Raw genomic sequence first — 17,205 nt, 5'->3', positions numbered from 1 at the left:
ACTACTCCTCCCTTATTGCCTTAATCTGGGCATCAAACTGCCCTCCATTAAGCCTTACAGACACCATATCATCAACCTTTATATTGCTGATATCACTGACAATAGTGCCCTTTTTGTCATGAACAATACCATAACCCCGTCTGATAACTCCCAGAGGATTTATCAGCTCCAATTTTTCCATATCGTGAAGCAGCTGGTTTTTCTTCTCCTTCACCAGCTGAATTGCTATCTTGTTTAATCTGGACTGCAAATTATCCAGCCTCATACTGCTTGATTCCAGCATACGAAGGGGCTGGGTAAATACGAAGCTGTCCATAATAGCTTCCAGACTCCGTCTGGAGTCCTTAATACTTGTAACAGCCGCCACCTGCAACCTTTCCCTGGCAGAATTTATGCGCTGAATTACCTCAGACACATCCGGCACTGCCAACTCCGCCGCCTGGGATGGGGTGGCTGCTCTCTGGTCAGCCACAAAATCCGCCAGTGTAAAATCAGTTTCATGGCCCACAGCGGAAATCACAGGTATTCTGGACTTAAAAATAGCCCGAACCACCACTTCCTCATTAAATGACCACAAATCCTCCATAGAACCGCCACCACGGCCTACTATCAGCACATCCACAGGATATTTGGTATTGAAAAAATCAACACCATGGGCTATCTGCTCTGCTGAGCCTGCCCCCTGCACCATAACAGGATAAAGGGCCAGTCTTATTGACGGCATACGTCGCCTTGACACCGTATAAATATCCCTCAGCACTGCCCCCGTTGGCGATGTAACAATACCAATGGTTTTTGGATAGGCTGGTAAAGCCTTCTTAAATTCAGCATCAAAAAGGCCCTCCTTGGAAAGGCGCTCCTTCAGCTGCTCAAAGGCAAGAGCCAGCTCCCCTACACCATCTGGAGCCATACGGCTGACGTAAAACTGATACTTGCCGTCACGCTCGTAAACCTCCACGCTGCCAGTGGCCAGCACCTGCATATCGTTTTCAGGACGAAACCTCAGACGTTCCGCATAGCTTCGCCAGATAACGCACTTTAAAATAGAATCCTTATCCTTCAGATCAAAGTAGCAATGGCCGGAGGAATACTGCTTAAAATTAGAAATCTGTCCTCTGATAGTGACATTGTGCAGGGCCAGATCATTCTTTAAAAGTCCCGCAATATATTTAGTTATCTCAGAAACACTTCTGATAACAGCCATATTTCACCCGAAAAAGCATATTCTAAAACACAGAAAACGGGCCGCACCCAAAAATGCGGCCCTAAATCTTATACACGAGCAATAGCTCCCAGAATACCATTTACAAAACGGCTGGACTCATCGCTGCCAAACTTCTTGGCCAGCTCAACTGCCTCATTAATAACGATATTAGGAGTCAGCTTCTCCTCGCAGAACTTAAGCTCATAAACAGCCATACGGGTAATATTTCTGTCTACTCCGGCCATACGCTGCAGCTTCCACTCCTTGGAGCTATTGGTAATCATTTCATCAATGGACTCCTGGTTATCAAGAGTACCATTTACCAGCCCCTTCAGAAAATCCATGTCCTTGCTGCCCAGCTTAACATCCTCATCCTTTGCAAAGACAGCAGCATCAATGGCATTCTGTCTGGCCTGAGCTACATCCATACCTTCATCCAACGGATTCATATCCAACTGAAACAAAGCCTGAAGTGCTACCTCACGAGCTTGTCTACGACTCATACTTATATTCCTCGATTCTTAAACAAAATAATATATTTGGCTATCAGCGCCACCGGTGAATATCCCGGGGAACGGAATCCCGGATATTATCTATAAAGCTACCGCCCTTATCAATATTCTTACCGATAAAGCAGCCTATAAAGCCACAAATGACTACAAACATGACACTCCAAAAGCCAAAGAGCAAAATGCCCACAGCAATCAAAATGCCACCAGCTATCCCCATAAGGGTTCCTGGACGTCTTTCACACTGACGGCGAAAAGCGTTGGCCAAAGCCTGCTTCAAACTGATTTCGTTATCCATTCAGACACCTCCATTACTTCAGTCGTCTTTTCTTGACAACCACACCGCTGGAAATACTCTGAACGGAAACCACAACATTAAAATTAGAAATACATGCTATGTCAGTCAGGTATTTGCTTGACTGGGTACGAACATCATCAGAAATGTTTGCTATACTGCGCTCCTGCCCCACCTCAAGCTTAACATCCAGATTCAGACAGTCGCCCTTTTCCTTGTCCTGCTTCAAAAGAGCCTTAACCTTTGCTTCACGCACACCACGCACGCCACTGGAAATCCGTTCTATCATCCCCTTTATGGCGTTAATGGAAACGTTCACATCCCCCTCTATACCGTGTACCAGCACAATATCTCCTGTGGCCAGCTCCTTGCTGCCTTTACCAGCAAAGGAGCAAAACAACAGATGAATGCTGATGATAAACACAACAGCAGCAACAGCACCTGTCTGCCACTGTGTTACAGCAAACTGATACTCGTTGAGAAGCACTCTTTCCGGAACCACATTAAATACCAGTAAAACGACCCCCAGGCTTACTACACCAAAAAGCAAGGTGTACAAAAACAGCAGGAATCTGTTAAATACTCCCATTAAACTGCCCCCTAGCGGATCTTTCTGGTTTCTTCCTTATTTTCTTCTTCTCCGAAATCCACGCCCTGAACGTGAACATTGACCTCGATAACGCTCAGCCCGGTCATGGTCTCAATCTGCTTCTTTACGTTCTCCTGAACAGCAATAGCCACATCTGGAATACGCTCACCATATTTAATGATGATGTACAAATCAACACGGGCTTCCTTTTCGCCTACTTCTACCTTAACGCCCTTGGAAAGATTTTTTCTGCCCAGAAGCTCGGCAATACCCCCGGCAATGCCGCCGCTCATTCCGGCTATGCCAGGAATCTCCAGCGCAGCAATACCGGCCATCATGCTGACAACCTCATCGCCAATGCGAACAGAACCTAAACCGTCATCAATTTTAATCATTTCGTCTGCCATATAAATACCCCCCTATCAATAATTATGCATAATATTACTTGCTTATCATTATACCAAACATGTAGTTGTTATTCAAGAAATGTGTATATCGTGCATAAAAGATTCGAAAAAAGAAAAAGCTGTAGAAAATGTCGCAACATTTTCCACAGCCCAAAAGTAATCTTATTAAATATTATGCACGCTCGATGTAAGCACCGGTACGGGTATCGATGCGGAGTACATCGCCCTCGTTAATGAACAGAGGTACGCGAACAGAGTAGCCAGTCTCAAGGGTAGCCATCTTGGTGGCACCAGTAGCGGTGTTGCCCTTTACGCTTGGCTCGCACTCAGTAACCTTCAGCTCTACGGAGTTAGGGAGAGTTACACCAATTACGCGGCCCTTGTAGGACTGAATGGCAACCTCCATGTTCTCCTGAAGATAGTTCAGAGCATCGCCAAGCTGCTCCTTGTTAAGCTCAGTCTGCTCATAGGTCTCGTTGTCCATGAAAGTGTACATGCCGTCAGTCTCATAGAGGAATGCCATGCGGGCAGTGTCCAGACGGGCCTGAGGCATCTTTTCGTTAGGGTTGAAGGTACGCTCAACAACAGCACCAGTCTCTACATTCTTAATCTTGGTACGAACGAAGGCTGCACCCTTACCTGGCTTAACGTGCTGGAAGTCTACTACCTGCCATACGCCACCATCAATCTCGATTGTCAAACCTGTACGAAAATCTGTACTTGTAATCATTAGAAAAACCCTCCAATTTAATTTGCAAATTAATTTTTTATATTGACCTCATCCCAAGGCTAAGCTATACATCCTCAAATATAATTAAAATGTAAGCTCCATTAGCTCTTTAGAAGATGATGTAAGCACATCATTTGATGTGTCTGTAACCAGCACTGTATCCTCTATGCGGACCCCGCCCCAATTGGGAATATATACCCCCGGCTCCACTGTAATAAGTGTGTTGGGCTGCAAGGCCTCACAGGTGCTTCGCGGTGAAAGTGTAGGTGCCTCATGAATCTCCAGCCCCAGACTATGTCCCAGACCGTGGCCAAAATATTCTGCATATCCTCTTTCGTGAAGATATTTTCTGACCTCACCATCCACAGATTTCCCTGATGCTCCAGGTCTCACCAGGGACAAGCCCAATAGCTGAGCCTGAAGCACAGCATCGTATACATCACGCTGCTTGGAATCTGCATGACCAACGCAAATGGTACGGGTAATATCGGAGTGATACCCCTCATACACAGCACCATAGTCCATTGTAACAAATTCCCCTGCATTAATCAACTTTTCTGTTGCAGTTCCATGGGGAAGACTTCCCCTTTTGCCAGAGGCCACAATGGTAGTAAATGCAGGCCGTTGGGATCCCAAGGATCGCATAACACCTTCAAGACGGGCTGCCACCTGATTTTCAGTTACGCCGGGCTTAATAAAGGTAATAATATCCTCAAAGGCCTTATCACTAATGGCTACAGCCTTTCTGATGTACTGCAGCTCCTGCTGGTCCTTTATCTGGCGGAGGCTGTTAAGCTCCAAGGAACTCAGCGAAACCCCATCTCCCACCTGCTCTTTGATTTTTTCGTACCAATCAACTACCAAGGAGGCGCCTTCAAAACCAATTTTCTTAATACCCAGTTCCTTGATTACCTCGGATACTCTCAGCAAAAGGCCCTTTTCCTGCTTGGCAATTCTGTAGTCAGGAGCCTCATTAGCAGCCTGCTCCACATAGCGAAAATCCGTTACTATAACCGCATCATCAGAAGAAACCACCAGCATGGTATCATCACCGGTGAAGCCACTAAAATAATGGAGGTTTTCCTCCTTGCTTATAAGGACTCCATCCAAGCCCTTGTCCTTTATATAATCTCTAAGTGCCCTAATTCTATCCTTAGCCACAAAAAACACTTCCTAATTAAGTCTTTGTTTGATTTTTCTCAGCACCACCGCCATGGCGGCAAAGTAGCTGTCCACCCCAAAGCCAAGAATCTGCCCCATTACCACCGGTGCAATTACAGACTTGTGGCGAAATTCCTCACGGGTATGAACATTGGAAAGATGAACCTCAATGACTGGTACATTAATGGCCGCAATGGCATCCCGGATAGCAATGCTGTAATGGGTAAAGGCCCCGGCATTTAAGATAATGAAATTATAGCCCTTGGCTGGTGCCTGCTGGATGGTGTCCACAATGTCTCCCTCGTGGTTAGACTGGAAGAAATCAGCGGGTACCCCGTCAGCTGCCGCCTGCTTCTGCAGCATATCATTAATGTCCGCCAAGGTTTCATAGCCGTAAATTTCCGGTTCCCTGGTGCCTAACAGATTAAGATTTGGTCCGTGAATTACAAGAACTTTACCCATTTCATCATACTCCTTTTTATATATCCCGGCGCAAAATAGTATATGGCTCCACTGGCTGGGCCATTTTCATTTTCACCAGCTGCTGTGGGTGAGGTGCCACGTCAATGAGCTCCCCTTCATCATTATACATCTCATCCAAAATCATGCGATAGCCTGGAAGGTTGGGCTGAAATACCTCGATTTCCTGCCCCTTCTTCATATTGTTGCGCTGCTCCACCATGGCATAGCCGGTGGCCTCATCGTAGGAAAGAACCAGCCCCACAAAATCTGAGGTCTGTTCATAGGAGGTGGTGCCGTAAATCTGGTCATCCTCCGTTGGCTTGTTATAGTAAAAGCCGGTGGTGTACTGACGATGAGACACCTTTCCCAGCTCATCAATCCACTCCTGCTTCAGCTCAAAATGCTCCGGGTCCTCACAATAGCTGTCAATGGCAGCCCGATAGGCCTTAACGATGCTGGCGGCATAATGAACGCTTTTCATGCGGCCCTCGATTTTCAGGCTGTCCACACCGCTGTCAATAACATCCCCAATATGAGGCAGCAGACACATATCCTTGGAATTAAAGAAATAAGTGCCTCTGTCATCCTCCTCAATAGGAAAATACTGGCCGGGACGCTTTTCCTCCACCAGAGCATATTTCCAACGGCAGGCCTGGGCGCAGCTGCCACGGTTGGCATCACGGCCCGTCATATAGTTGCTCATAAGACAACGGCCAGAATATGAAATACACATGGCACCATGAACGAACATCTCCAGCTCCACAGAGCATTTTTCGCGAATTGTTCTGATTTCCCCCAAGGACATTTCTCTGGCCAGCACCACACGGGAAGCTCCCATATCCGCCCAGGTGTTTACAGTTACCCAGTTGGTATTGTTGGCCTGGGTACTGATGTGAATATCCGTATCTGGTGCGTACTTCTTGGCCAGTGTGAAAATCCCCAAATCAGCTATAAGCATGGCATCAACCTTTATCTCATTAAGGTATGCCAAATACTCCGGCAGCTTTTCCATATCACTGTTATGGGGAAAGATATTTACAGTGACATATACCTTTCTCCCCAGCTTGTGGGCAAAGTCCACAGCCTCCTTCAGCTCATCATAGTCGAAGTTGCCTCCAAAGGCCCTAAGTCCAAAGGCCTTGCCTCCCAGATATACGGCATCAGCACCATATATCAGGGCCATTTTTAGTTTTTCCATATTACCGGCGGGGGCCAGTAATTCAGGCTTTTTTATCATCTATTGTTCTCCTTGGGCAACCGCTGGCTTACTGCCAGACCGTCGCCGTCCTCACGAATTACAGTTTCAAATTCATTATTATCACTGACCAGGGAAATGTACTCCCGCAGCCTTTTCACTATGGTCTTAAACCGACGGGGACACTCAGCACCACCCCGCACATATCCACGAAACAGCACGTTATCTGCCAGCACCATGGCATCCTCTGTCAAAAGGGGATATATCTTACGGAAATAATCCGGATATTGTCCCTTGGCAGCATCAATAAACACAAAATCATACTTACCGGAGAGCTTCAATATATTCTCCCCTGCATCCCCGATATGTATTCTGATGCGATCCCTATAAGCAGATCTGTCTATATAGGCTCTGGCTGTATCTGCCCGCTCCTGGGAAATCTCCAGAGTATCTATTTCCACATCCTCTGCGGAATTATGGGCAATCAGCAACGCCGAATAGCCGATGGCCGTACCGATTTCCAGTACACGGTGGGGCTTCTTTTGACGAACCACCTCCAGCAGTACCGGCATTCCCTTTTCATTTATAATGGGAACGTGATTACTGCGGCCGTATTCCTCCATTTCCCCAATTAAAGCCTCAAATTTCTCCATTAACGAACCTCCGACACGATGGCCAGATGCTCATCATAGGTATTGCTGTAATAGTTTTTACCCTGTCTGTCAGCCACAAAATAGAGATAATCAGTAGACGCAGGTCTAAGGGCAGACTTCAAGGCCTTCAGCCCCGGGCTGGCTATAGGTCCAGGTGGTAAGCCGTAGTTCTGATAGGAATTATATGGTGAATCTATCTTGGTATCCGCAATGGATACATCCTCCTTGATTTCCGCCATTACATACTGAAGGGTGGCATCACTCTGGAGAGGCATGGAGATATTCAGACGCTTCCACAGCACCTGGGAAATAATAGGCATGTCCTCCTCATAGCGAGCTTCCTTTTCGACAAGGGAAGCCATGGTAACCAGATCATAAATAGAAATATCCCTGGCTGCTGCCTCTTTTCTCATATCTGCAGTGAGCTTGTTATCAAACTCGTCTATCATGCGATTCATAACGTCCTTGGCAGTGGCGTCACTGGCAAAATCGTATGTATCCGGGAACAGGAAGCCCTCCACCCGGTAAACGGTATTCTTATGCTTTTCCATATAATCATAAGGAGCATAATCCTTGGCCAGCTCCAAAAATTCCCTTTCACTGCAAACGCCATATTCATCAAGGCGCTTGGCAATTTCCTTTACCCCATAGCCCTCAGGAATGGTTACCCGCACAGCCACAGTATTTCCGTTAATAAGAACCGACAGGGCATCCGCCGCACTCATATTCTTGGCAAGGGCAAAGGTTCCCACCTTGAACTTTGAATCAGCCCCATTTAATTTTGTGGCAATCCAAAACTTGGTGGTGGAGGTGATAACGCCCTTCTTTTCCAGCTCCTTGCCTATATCGGCGCTACTCATGCCCTTGGCCACATGGACATAGACCAAATCCTTTTTGCCATCCATGTTCATTGGACTGCCCAGTTTAAAGGAAAAGAGCATTATTCCAAAAAACAAAACAAATACCACCATAAGGCCGGAAACAGCTATGATGATATTTCTCTTTTTCTTTTTTATTTCTTCCTCACTTGCCTTGGCATCATAAGAAATACTTTCAGTTACGATGTCTTTTAATGAATCCTTCAGATTCTTAAAATCCACAGTGTTCACCCCATAATCTTTTCATATATCCATAGTTACAGATAGTAATATAATATCATAGTCCATAGCAAAGCACAAAAATAAAGACAGATTTTTGCCACAAAAAAGACGGCTGCTTCAAAAGCAACCGCCCTTAATTCACGAAGATTATTCAGCCTCTGCCTCGTCCATAATCTTGTTGTACTCAACTACAACAGCATCGAACTCTTCCTCAGGGAAATCCACAATGTACTCGTCCTCGCCATTCTCGTCCTTTACGATCTTGGCGATGGTAACATTTTCTTCCTCGTCAAAGTCCTCGTCTTCCTCCACATTGAGGCCCACCAGCAGTGCATATTCAGCACCATTTAAAGGAATACGCATTTCCTCTGCGAAATAACGCTCATTACCCTCATCATCCTGAAAGGTAACAATAATATCATCATCCATATAATCTTCTTCAGGTACATTCTTATTATCTGCCATGCTTTTCTCCTTTTTAGGCACATGACCCTAAGGCCATGAATTAACTTAGTAACCAATGGGATTTTACCCTATAGGACTACCATTGTCAACCATTACTGTCAAGCCACCCCTGCAGAATAAATACCGCCGCCATCTTATCGATAACCTTCTTGCGCTTCTTACGGCTTACATCAGCCTCAATAAGGGAACGGGTAGCCGCCACAGTAGATAATCGCTCATCCCAAAGAATAATATTGGCATCCGGGATAGCTTTCTTGAGCTCCTCACAGAATTCCTTTACAAACTCACAACGGGGACCCTCGGTGCCATTCATATTGCGGGGATAACCCACCACCATTTTGGTGGTTTCGTACTCTGCCGTCAGTTCCTTGATACGGTTAATATCATCCTCCATGGTTGTCCTGCGAATGGTTTCCACACCCTGGGCAGTCATTCCCAAAAGATCGCTGACAGCTATTCCTATAGTTCTATCTCCCACATCAAGGGCCAAAGCTCTTTCCATTATTTCTTCTCCAAATATGATCTGATTAATTCTTCCAAAATCTCATCCCGCTCCAGAGTGCGAATCTTCTTGCGGGCATCCTCAAAGCTGGTAACATAGGTTGGATCTCCGGACAAAAGATAACCCACCAGCTGATTGATTGGGTTATAGCCCTTCTTTTCCATGGATGAGCATGTGCTCTTTATAATATTCTCTGCCTTATTCTCATCTGCACCAAAGCGGAACATCATAGTTTCTTCACTAACCATATTAGCACCTCCGATTATGTTTCATTCATGGTTATAGTTTAACACATGAATCTGAAAATTAAAAGAATGAGCCCCATAAAGCTGAAGCTCATTCTCTGATATTGGTAATATGCCTAATTATTTATCTGCTGTAAATTAAATTCCCACTATCCAGGTTACAAAATAAACTACCAGCGGAATGGTTACAAATGCGATACCGACAAAATCGATAATTATACCAGTACGCAGCATCTTGGTAATTGGAATGTAGCCCGTGGCATATACAATGGCATTTGGCGGCGTGGAGACCGGAAGCATAAAGCCCAAAGAGGCTGCTAAAGCTATACCAACGGAAACCGGAACCGGGCTAAGTCCAGCTGACATGGCTGCAGTAATGGCCAAAGGACCAATCATATTAGTAGCAGCCGTATGGGAAGTAAGCTCCGCCAGCATCAATGCCAATACGGAGAAGATAGCCACCATGGTTACCTGGGAAATGGAGCCACCCAGTCCGCCGATAATCAAATCACCAATCCAGGAGGAAAGGCCTGTCTTGTACATCATGGAACCCATGGCAAGACCGCCACCAAAGAGGATAAGAGTACCCCACTCAATGCCTTCTTTGGCTTCTTCCCATTTAATAGTGAACTTTCTTTCACTAAAATCCACAGGTATAACAAAGAGCAGCAAGGCTCCTGCCATGGCCGCAATGGCCTCTGGGAACAATCTGTTATACATTGTAAGGACAGGTGAGGTGGTACCCAAGGCAATGCTTAATATACCAGGGGTAACCCACAGTATTACTGCCACAATAAAGCAAAACAGAGTATTTTTCTGGGCTCTGGTCCAGTCACCCAGCTCACGAATACGCTGGGCAATAAATTCCTCTGCGCCCTCAATCTTGTCCACATCAGGTGGGAACAGCTTCATCAGCACCGCATAAGCAATGACAAAGTATACCACCATGGCTATAAAGCCCCAAGTCATCCACTCAAAGAAGGAAATGTGAATATTGGCCATCTGATCCAAGAAACCCAACATAATCAGGTTTGGCGGAGTTCCGATAGGGGTAAGCACACCACCGATGGAAGCCGCATAGGCCGTCATAAGCATAAGTCCTGTAGCATATTTATAATCTGATAAATCAATATCCTTTCCGTTGGCCGCCATCATATCCTTAATGGCACCCAAGAGGCCCAAACAAATTGGCAACATCATGGCTGCAGTGGCGGTATTGCTGACCCAGCCGGAACAAAGGGCTGCAGCAAGACCAATAGCCAAAAAAATCCTTCGTGGGTTTGAGCCCACCCAGGACATGGACAACAGCCAATAGGAAAATCTTTTATCCAGTCCGTGAAGCATCATTGCCTTGGCCAGAATAAATCCACCCATGAAAAGGAAAATCATAGGATTCGCAAAGGCAGCAAAGGCATCTGAGGCCTTAACCACGCCCGTGATAACAGCCAACACGGGGCCGATAAGAGAAGTAACTGGGATTGGAACCGGTTCTGTAATCCACCACAAAGAAACCAATACCATTATGGAAAGCAGCTTATGTGCTTCCACAGTCAACCCGTCTATTGGCGTAAAAAAAATTAAGATAGCCAATATGGGGGCGCCAAACATACCGATAGTCTTTCGCTTTCGGTCGAAGGCCTGCTCTGCCCTTTTTATTTCCAGGGCTTCCTGACTAAGTTTTCGCATCGCTTCACACTCCTTTATATATATAATTCATCATACATCATATACTGAAGTGTATTCGACATTAATTCTTTTATCCCTACAAAATTATTAAAAAAAATAAAAAAATAAATTTTATCTTAAATATAATCAAGAAAAGTTAAAGTACAATAACAAAAAAGCTAAAACCATTTGACATAATCAAATATAACATAGTATAAATAGTAATATAGTACAAATAATGTAGAGATAAAAATATATACTTCATCTCTTGTAATTTAGGGATGAGCCTTTACTCAGAAGGGATTGATACAGTATGAAGGACTTTGTTTTGCGTCATTTCCAAATTGAACAGCGAAATTCTTCCATAAAGACTGAATTGTTATGTGGTCTTCTTAATTTTTTCGCCATAATGTACATTATAGTGGTAAATCCGGCCCTCTTTGAACACGCCGGTATGAATTTTGGTGGTGTATTCCTGGCAACTATATGTGCTACCGCCATTGGCTGCTTTTATATGGGTATGATGGCCAATTATCCTATAGTTATTGCACCCGGTCTTGGCATAAATGCTTATGTTGTCTATACAGTGGTTGTGTCCATGGGATACAGCTGGCAGGACGCCTTAGGCTGCTGTTTTGTGGCATCTGCCATATTTTTGGTTTTAAGCCTCACATCCTTCCGGGAACAGCTTATTAATTCCATTCCCGAATGTCTGAAAATCGGTATTACTGCCGGTATAGGGCTGTTTGTTACCTTTATCGGATTGAAAAGTGGCGGACTGGTGGTGGACAGTCCGGACACCTTCGTGACCATGGGGAGTCTTACGAATTATGGCACTGCCCTCACTGCCATTGGTGTTGTTCTTTGTCTTATATTATCTATTTTAAATGTTCCTGCCTCTATGCTTGTGGGTATGGTAATTATGGCCATAGCTGCCTGGATGCTGGGGATGCTGCAACTACCTTCAGAGCTAATCTCACTACCATCAGACATTGGCTCCACCGTTGGTGGGCTGGAATTTGACCATATACATGAAATGATTCCTATTGTAATGGTCATTCTGCTGGTAACCATGTTTGATACCACCGGCACCATGATAGGTGTGGGCAAACAGGCAAAAATTGTAAAAAACGGAGTATTTCCTCATTTACGCAATGCCCTCATGGCAGATGCCTTTGCCAGCTTCTGGGGTACCTTACTGGGAACTGGTCCCTGCTCCAGCTTTGCTGAGTCCTCCGCTGGTGTTATGGCGGGCGCCCGTACTGGTCTGGCGGCAGTAACTACTGGTATTTTGTTCCTGTCACTGCTTTTTATCTTCCCGCTGGCCCAGGCCATAGCCTCTGTTCCAGCCATAACTTCACCAGTGCTTATTATTGCTGGTATTCAGATGTTCAGTGAAATCAGTACCCTTGACTGGGAGGAAAAACGAACCCTTTATCCATCTGTTCTGGCCTGCATTATGATGCCCCTCACCTACAGCATCACTAACGGTGTTGCCTTCGGTATGATAAGCTATGTTGCCATTACCATTGCTGCCGGCAAGCGCAAGGAGATTCATCCATTACTGTATCTGTTCAGCATTTGGTTCCTGTTGGACTTCTTGCATATACTGTAAGTAACTAACACGTTAATTGATAACAGATAAATAACCACAAACTAAAAGCGGAGCTGCTTATATTGAAATAAGCAGCCCCGTTTTTTATCTTTAATAAATTTTATTTCTTTGCTACATCAACGACTTCATCACTAAAATAGGAATCTGTCAAAGCCATACCCTCTGGAACATCGGCATCGCGTGGCATAAACAACCCTTTAATACCAACAGCCTCATTGTTAGCCTTCTTTTCAACAGGAACAACGGTCCAGAATACCACATCGGCCTTCTTGGAGGTCAGGGTAGCAGCTCTGCCGCCACTGGCAACCTGTACTACTTCAATGCTGCATCTCAGTCGTTTACCGATTTCAGCCAAAATAGCTGTGTTAAAGCCTGCGGCACTTCCATCAGCCTTAACTAAATCAAGTGGAGGTAAATCACCAGTTACAGCGATTCTCAAAGGAACATCCCCTGGCTGGAATGGCAAGGTTACTGCAGGTGGCTCCTCACCCTTCTTCAGCGCGGTAACATATTCCTTGGACAGCTTTTCTAAGGTGCCATCGGCCTTCATATCAGCGATAACCCGATTCAAATCAGCCTGTAATTTTTCATCCTCTTTTCTGACACCAAAGCAGAATTCATCCATTGGATGATCAGCAACTTCCTTTACTACCAAATTATTATTGCGGTCTGTCAAATAAGTTGCCACACTCTTATAAATTCTCATGGACTGAATGTTACCGGCATCCAAGCCCATCTGCATAGCGGAAAGATTATCATAATAAGTAACTATCATTGCCTGACCGGATGACTCTTTTTCCTTTAATAAACTATTCAGCTTATCTTCGCTAAGATTTTGTCTTGTCAGCAAGCCAACCTTGACAATATTTTTCCCATCCTGATTATTATCCTTTTGGGCAGCCTGTTGGCCACCGCATCCCACCAGAACGGCCCCTACCAGGGCACAACCTAATAAAATTGTAGCCGCTTTTTTCCAATTCATTTTTCTTTCCTCCTCAATCTCAAATTAATTTCCTGCAACTTCAACACGCACCCGGTTCTTTCCACCCTCGTGGGTGTAAGAAATACTGGATACCCGTTTTTTCAACAGGGTGATACCAATATGCTCCATACCATCCTCATCCTGACTTTCAGCCAAAATCGGGTCGTAGGCAGCACCACCGCTAACAACTTCCAAGATGATGCGATCCATGGCTTGAGCATAAGTCACATCCAGCTTAAGGTCCACCTCCTCATCGTCGGCAAAGCTGCCATGGAAAAATTCATATATCAGCTCCTCGCTGGAAAGCTGGAGCAAATAAGTATGCTTATCATTTATACCGTATTTTTCCGCAAAGCTCCAAATTCCCCCCTGGAGCTTCATCAGGTCAAACTCCGACCGTTTGGAAATTTCATAACTGAAGAATGTATGCTTGCGTATAAAGGAAATGGTTTTTTCCCTCTTTGGAGAATTGAAAATCTCCTCCGGCGGGCCCTGCTCATATATCCCATGATCAGCAAAAAACAATACGCGATTTGCCACTTCCTGAGCAAATTTCATTTCATGGGTAACGATAATCATGGTCAGTTTTTTCTTTGCCAGCATCCGAATAACCGCCAACACCTCGCCTACCATCGTAGGATCCAAGGCACTGGTAGGCTCATCCAACAGCAACACCTTTGGCTCCATCATAAGAGCACGACAAATGGCAATACGCTGTTGCTGACCACCTGACAAAACTGTAGGATATACCTTTGCCTTGGAGGCCAACCCCACCTGAGACAGCAAGGACATAGCCTTTTTCTCCGCCGTCTGACGGTCCATACCTAAAAGATAGGTTGGTGCCAAGCACAAATTATCCATCACATTGTAATGGGAAAAGAGATGAAATTTCTGGAATACCATACCCATCTGACGGCGAATAAGGTCAATATTAGCTCCCTTGGCTGTAATTTCCTCACCATCAATGGTTATATGACCTTCATCCGGTACCTCTAAAAGATTCAAGCAACGCAGGAAAACGCTTTTACCACAGCCAGAGGCCCCGATAATGGCAATCCGCTCTCCCTCCTGAACACTGAGGTCAACATTGTTTAACACCTGTAAATCCCCAAAGGCTTTGGACAGGCCCTTTACATCAAGAATGCCCATTTATTCCGCCACCTCCCTCTTATCCCGCCATTCCAGCCAAGCGAAGATTCCATATACGCAATAGGATATGGCAATATAGATAATCATTCCGCCAAGTATAGTTATCATTGGTTGCATGGTTCTGGAGGCCGTATTATAAATAACACGGGTAAGATCAGTGATAGTCACATAGCCTACTACGCTGGTCCATTGAATCAAGTTCACTATGGTGGACTGATAAACTGGTCTGGCAATGTGCATCATCTGAGGCAGGGTTACCAGACGAAAAGCCTGGATACGGGAAAAACCAAGGGTTCTGGCTGCCTCCACCTGTCCAAAATCAGTGGCCATAATGGAGGAACGAAACAGTTCAGCCACATGGGCCGCCGTATGAAGTGCAAAGGCAAGAATTGCCACCACTATTGGTGTAAGTCCACTTTGGGCCAACACGCCGTAAAATAGCAGCATCAATAACATCAGCACTGGACATCCTCGTACCAAAGCAATGTAGCCTGCTGTCAAAAATCGCATAGGACTGTTTTTTCCCATTCTGAAGAAGCACAGCACAGCCCCCAGCAAGGTTCCCAATACAAGGGCAGCCAAGGAGATTTCCACCGTTACCCAAAGGCCCTTACAGATAGTAGCGAAGGCACCGTTGGCAATAAATATTTGATATATTGTATCCATAATATATGATGCCTCCAATCTGTTTTCTATTCTCAATTTACTTTATTTCCTTATTATTTTTCGACAAATAAATGGTAAATCCTTTAAAATGGACAAAAATTTGGCTAAAACAAAAAAACGAAGCTATCTCCACACAGAAACAGCTCCGTTTAATTATTCACTATGTACTTATCCCAGCTTCTGGGCCAAAATCTGATTTACAGTCTGTGGGTTTGCTTTGCCCTTGGACTGCTTCATGACCTGACCAACGAGGGCGCCAATAGCCTTTTTGTTGCCGGACTTGTAGTCCTCAACAGCCTTCTGGTTCGCCTCGATAACCTTATCAACGATTTCCTCAATAGCCTTGGTATCAGTAATCTGTACCAGGCCCTTGTCCTTAACGATTTTCTCAGGACTGTCAGGACTCTTCCACATTTCCTCAAATACCTTCTTGGCAATCTTGGAGGAAATAGTTCCCTTGCTGATAAGACCAATCATCTCACCCAGACGCTTTGCGTCAACTGGGGAATCAGAAATTTCCAGGCTCTCAGCATTCAGATTCTTGGACAAATCTCCCATAATCCAGTTTGCTGCCAGCTTGGCATCAGCACCGGTCTCAATAACCGCATCAAAATACTCAGCCATTTCACGGGAGCTGGTAATAATGCCGGCATCGTATGCAGACAGACCAAACTGCTCCTCCAGGCGGGCCTTACGGGCATCTGGAAGCTCTGGCAGAGACTTTCTGAAGGCCTCGATTTCCTCGTCAGTGGTGATGATAGGCACCAAATCCGGCTCTGGCATATAACGGTAGTCATGGGCATTTTCCTTGCTGCGCATGGAAAGGGTAATGCCGCGGTCAGGGTCCCAAGTACGGGTCTCCTGAATGATGTGACCACCATCCTCAAGAACCTCCTCCTGACGCTCGATTTCATAAGTCAGGGCTTCTTCCACAGCCTTGAAGGAGTTAATGTTCTTCATCTCAGTACGGGTACCAAGAACATCACTACCAGCAGGACGGAGGGATACGTTAAGGTCAGCACGGAGGTTGCCCTCCTCCATCTTACAGTTGGAAACATCAATGTACTGCAAAATGGACTTAACCTTCTCCATATAAAGGCGGGCTTCCTCAGGGGAAGACATATCCGGCTCGGATACGATCTCAATAAGAGGTACGCCAGTACGGTTGTAATCTACATTTGATGTATCGGAGTCCTTAATGGTGTTGCCGGAATGAACCAGCTTACCGGCATCCTCCTCCATGTGGATACGGGTGATGCGGATGCGCTTGGTTTCACCATTGCTCTTGGTAATATCTACATAACCATTCTCGCAGATTGGCAAATCATACTGAGAGGTCTGCCAGTTCTTTGGAAGGTCAGGATAATAATAATTCTTACGGTCAAATTTGGAGAATTTATTAATCTCACAATTCAGGGCCAAGCCTGCCTTAATGGCAAATTCCAGAACCCGCTTGTTAAGGGTTGGCAATACCCCTGGAAGACCAAGACATACAGGGCACACATGGGTGTTGTGCTCAGCGCCAAAGGTAGTAGCACAGCCACAGAAAATCTTGGTATTAGTTTTTAATTCACTATGGATCTCAAGTCCAATAACTGCCTCGTAGCTCAT

The 17,205-nt window shown here is 45.3% G+C and carries 19 protein-coding genes and 1 pseudogene; 1 reads left to right on the top strand and 19 read right to left on the bottom strand.

The features are described 5' to 3' along the window. Position 1 precedes the first annotated feature (1 nt). The 15 genes from xseA to T355_RS0106450 all read right to left on the bottom strand — a co-directional run bounded on the left by xseA (position 2) and on the right by T355_RS0106450 (position 11,203). Positions 2–1,204 carry an exodeoxyribonuclease VII large subunit gene (gene xseA, locus T355_RS0106520; protein WP_027397062.1) on the bottom strand — a complete coding sequence of 401 codons (1,203 nt, stop codon included), beginning with the start codon at positions 1,202–1,204 and terminating at the stop codon, positions 2–4. Positions 1,205–1,272: 68 nt separating this feature from the next. Beyond that, positions 1,273–1,707, bottom strand: coding sequence for a transcription antitermination factor NusB (gene nusB / locus T355_RS0106515; RefSeq protein ID WP_027397061.1), 435 nt, complete (start codon positions 1,705–1,707; stop codon positions 1,273–1,275). A 43-nt stretch (positions 1,708–1,750) separates the two neighbouring features. Beyond that, entirely contained in the window at positions 1,751–2,011 is a 261-nt protein-coding gene (locus tag T355_RS13790; protein ID WP_051555430.1) for a DUF2273 domain-containing protein, read from the bottom strand. A gap of 13 nt (positions 2,012–2,024) precedes the next feature. Then, entirely contained in the window at positions 2,025–2,597 is a 573-nt protein-coding gene (gene amaP / locus T355_RS0106505) for an alkaline shock response membrane anchor protein AmaP (RefSeq protein ID WP_027397059.1), read from the bottom strand. Positions 2,598–2,608: 11 nt separating this feature from the next. Further along, positions 2,609–3,004 (bottom strand): Asp23/Gls24 family envelope stress response protein, encoded by a 396-nt coding sequence (locus T355_RS0106500; RefSeq protein ID WP_027397058.1) that lies wholly within the window; start codon positions 3,002–3,004, stop codon positions 2,609–2,611. 172 nt (positions 3,005–3,176) lie between these two features. Continuing rightward, positions 3,177–3,734 (bottom strand): elongation factor P, encoded by a 558-nt coding sequence (efp, locus tag T355_RS0106495; protein ID WP_027397057.1) that lies wholly within the window; start codon positions 3,732–3,734, stop codon positions 3,177–3,179. Between the two features lie 84 nt (positions 3,735–3,818). Continuing rightward, the gene (locus T355_RS0106490) at positions 3,819–4,895 is read right to left on the bottom strand and encodes a M24 family metallopeptidase (RefSeq protein WP_037329931.1); all 1,077 of its coding nucleotides are present in this window, start codon (positions 4,893–4,895) and stop codon (positions 3,819–3,821) included. A 12-nt stretch (positions 4,896–4,907) separates the two neighbouring features. Further along, a complete protein-coding gene (gene aroQ, locus T355_RS0106485) occupies positions 4,908–5,357 on the bottom strand; it encodes a type II 3-dehydroquinate dehydratase (protein ID WP_027397055.1) in 450 nt (149 codons plus the stop codon). A 16-nt stretch (positions 5,358–5,373) separates the two neighbouring features. Then, the gene (locus T355_RS0106480) at positions 5,374–6,594 is read right to left on the bottom strand and encodes a peptidase U32 family protein (RefSeq protein WP_081777629.1); all 1,221 of its coding nucleotides are present in this window, start codon (positions 6,592–6,594) and stop codon (positions 5,374–5,376) included. Beyond that, complete coding sequence (locus tag T355_RS0106475; RefSeq protein WP_027397053.1) at positions 6,591–7,205, bottom strand: O-methyltransferase; 615 nt, start codon at positions 7,203–7,205, stop codon at positions 6,591–6,593. The genes T355_RS0106480 and T355_RS0106475 overlap by 4 nt, the downstream gene beginning before the upstream one ends. After that, complete coding sequence (gene mltG / locus T355_RS0106470) at positions 7,205–8,305, bottom strand: endolytic transglycosylase MltG (protein ID WP_081777628.1); 1,101 nt, start codon at positions 8,303–8,305, stop codon at positions 7,205–7,207. The genes T355_RS0106475 and mltG overlap by 1 nt, the downstream gene beginning before the upstream one ends. 147 nt (positions 8,306–8,452) lie before the next feature. After that, on the bottom strand, positions 8,453–8,770 hold the full coding sequence (locus tag T355_RS0106465; protein ID WP_027397051.1) for a DUF1292 domain-containing protein: 318 nt from the start codon (positions 8,768–8,770) through the stop codon (positions 8,453–8,455). A gap of 85 nt (positions 8,771–8,855) precedes the next feature. Next, positions 8,856–9,272 carry a Holliday junction resolvase RuvX gene (gene ruvX / locus T355_RS0106460; RefSeq protein WP_027397050.1) on the bottom strand — a complete coding sequence of 139 codons (417 nt, stop codon included), beginning with the start codon at positions 9,270–9,272 and terminating at the stop codon, positions 8,856–8,858. Beyond that, the gene (locus T355_RS0106455) at positions 9,272–9,520 is read right to left on the bottom strand and encodes an IreB family regulatory phosphoprotein (protein ID WP_027397049.1); all 249 of its coding nucleotides are present in this window, start codon (positions 9,518–9,520) and stop codon (positions 9,272–9,274) included. Before T355_RS0106455 ends, ruvX begins: the two co-directional genes overlap by 1 nt. A 135-nt stretch (positions 9,521–9,655) precedes the next feature. Next, positions 9,656–11,203: an SLC13 family permease gene (locus T355_RS0106450; RefSeq protein WP_027397048.1), complete on the bottom strand. Its 1,548-nt coding sequence runs from the start codon at positions 11,201–11,203 to the stop codon at positions 9,656–9,658. A gap of 292 nt (positions 11,204–11,495) precedes the next feature. Between T355_RS0106450 and T355_RS0106445 the strand changes: the two genes are divergently transcribed. Continuing rightward, the gene (locus T355_RS0106445; RefSeq protein WP_027397047.1) at positions 11,496–12,797 is read left to right on the top strand and encodes an NCS2 family permease; all 1,302 of its coding nucleotides are present in this window, start codon (positions 11,496–11,498) and stop codon (positions 12,795–12,797) included. 100 nt (positions 12,798–12,897) lie between these two features. Here T355_RS0106445 and T355_RS0106440 read toward each other — a convergent pair whose 3' ends face one another. The 4 genes and pseudogenes from T355_RS0106440 to gatB form a co-directional block, all read right to left on the bottom strand. Next, the gene (locus T355_RS0106440) at positions 12,898–13,779 is read right to left on the bottom strand and encodes a transporter substrate-binding domain-containing protein (protein WP_027397046.1); all 882 of its coding nucleotides are present in this window, start codon (positions 13,777–13,779) and stop codon (positions 12,898–12,900) included. Between the two features lie 423 nt (positions 13,780–14,202). Then, positions 14,203–14,922: pseudogene (locus T355_RS15465) on the bottom strand (amino acid ABC transporter ATP-binding protein); the annotation flags it as partial. Between the two features lie 6 nt (positions 14,923–14,928). Continuing rightward, positions 14,929–15,594 (bottom strand): amino acid ABC transporter permease, encoded by a 666-nt coding sequence (locus T355_RS13785; protein ID WP_051555428.1) that lies wholly within the window; start codon positions 15,592–15,594, stop codon positions 14,929–14,931. A 168-nt stretch (positions 15,595–15,762) separates the two neighbouring features. Next, positions 15,763–17,205 carry an Asp-tRNA(Asn)/Glu-tRNA(Gln) amidotransferase subunit GatB gene (gene gatB / locus T355_RS0106425; RefSeq protein ID WP_027397044.1) on the bottom strand — a complete coding sequence of 481 codons (1,443 nt, stop codon included), beginning with the start codon at positions 17,203–17,205 and terminating at the stop codon, positions 15,763–15,765.

The organism is Anaerovibrio lipolyticus LB2005, assembly GCF_000621545.1.
In the GTDB taxonomy this organism is placed as follows: domain Bacteria; phylum Bacillota; class Negativicutes; order Selenomonadales; family Selenomonadaceae; genus Anaerovibrio; species Anaerovibrio lipolyticus_A.
The sequence above is the reverse complement of the archived record's forward strand: the minus strand, read 5'-3'. Positions and strand labels throughout refer to the sequence as shown.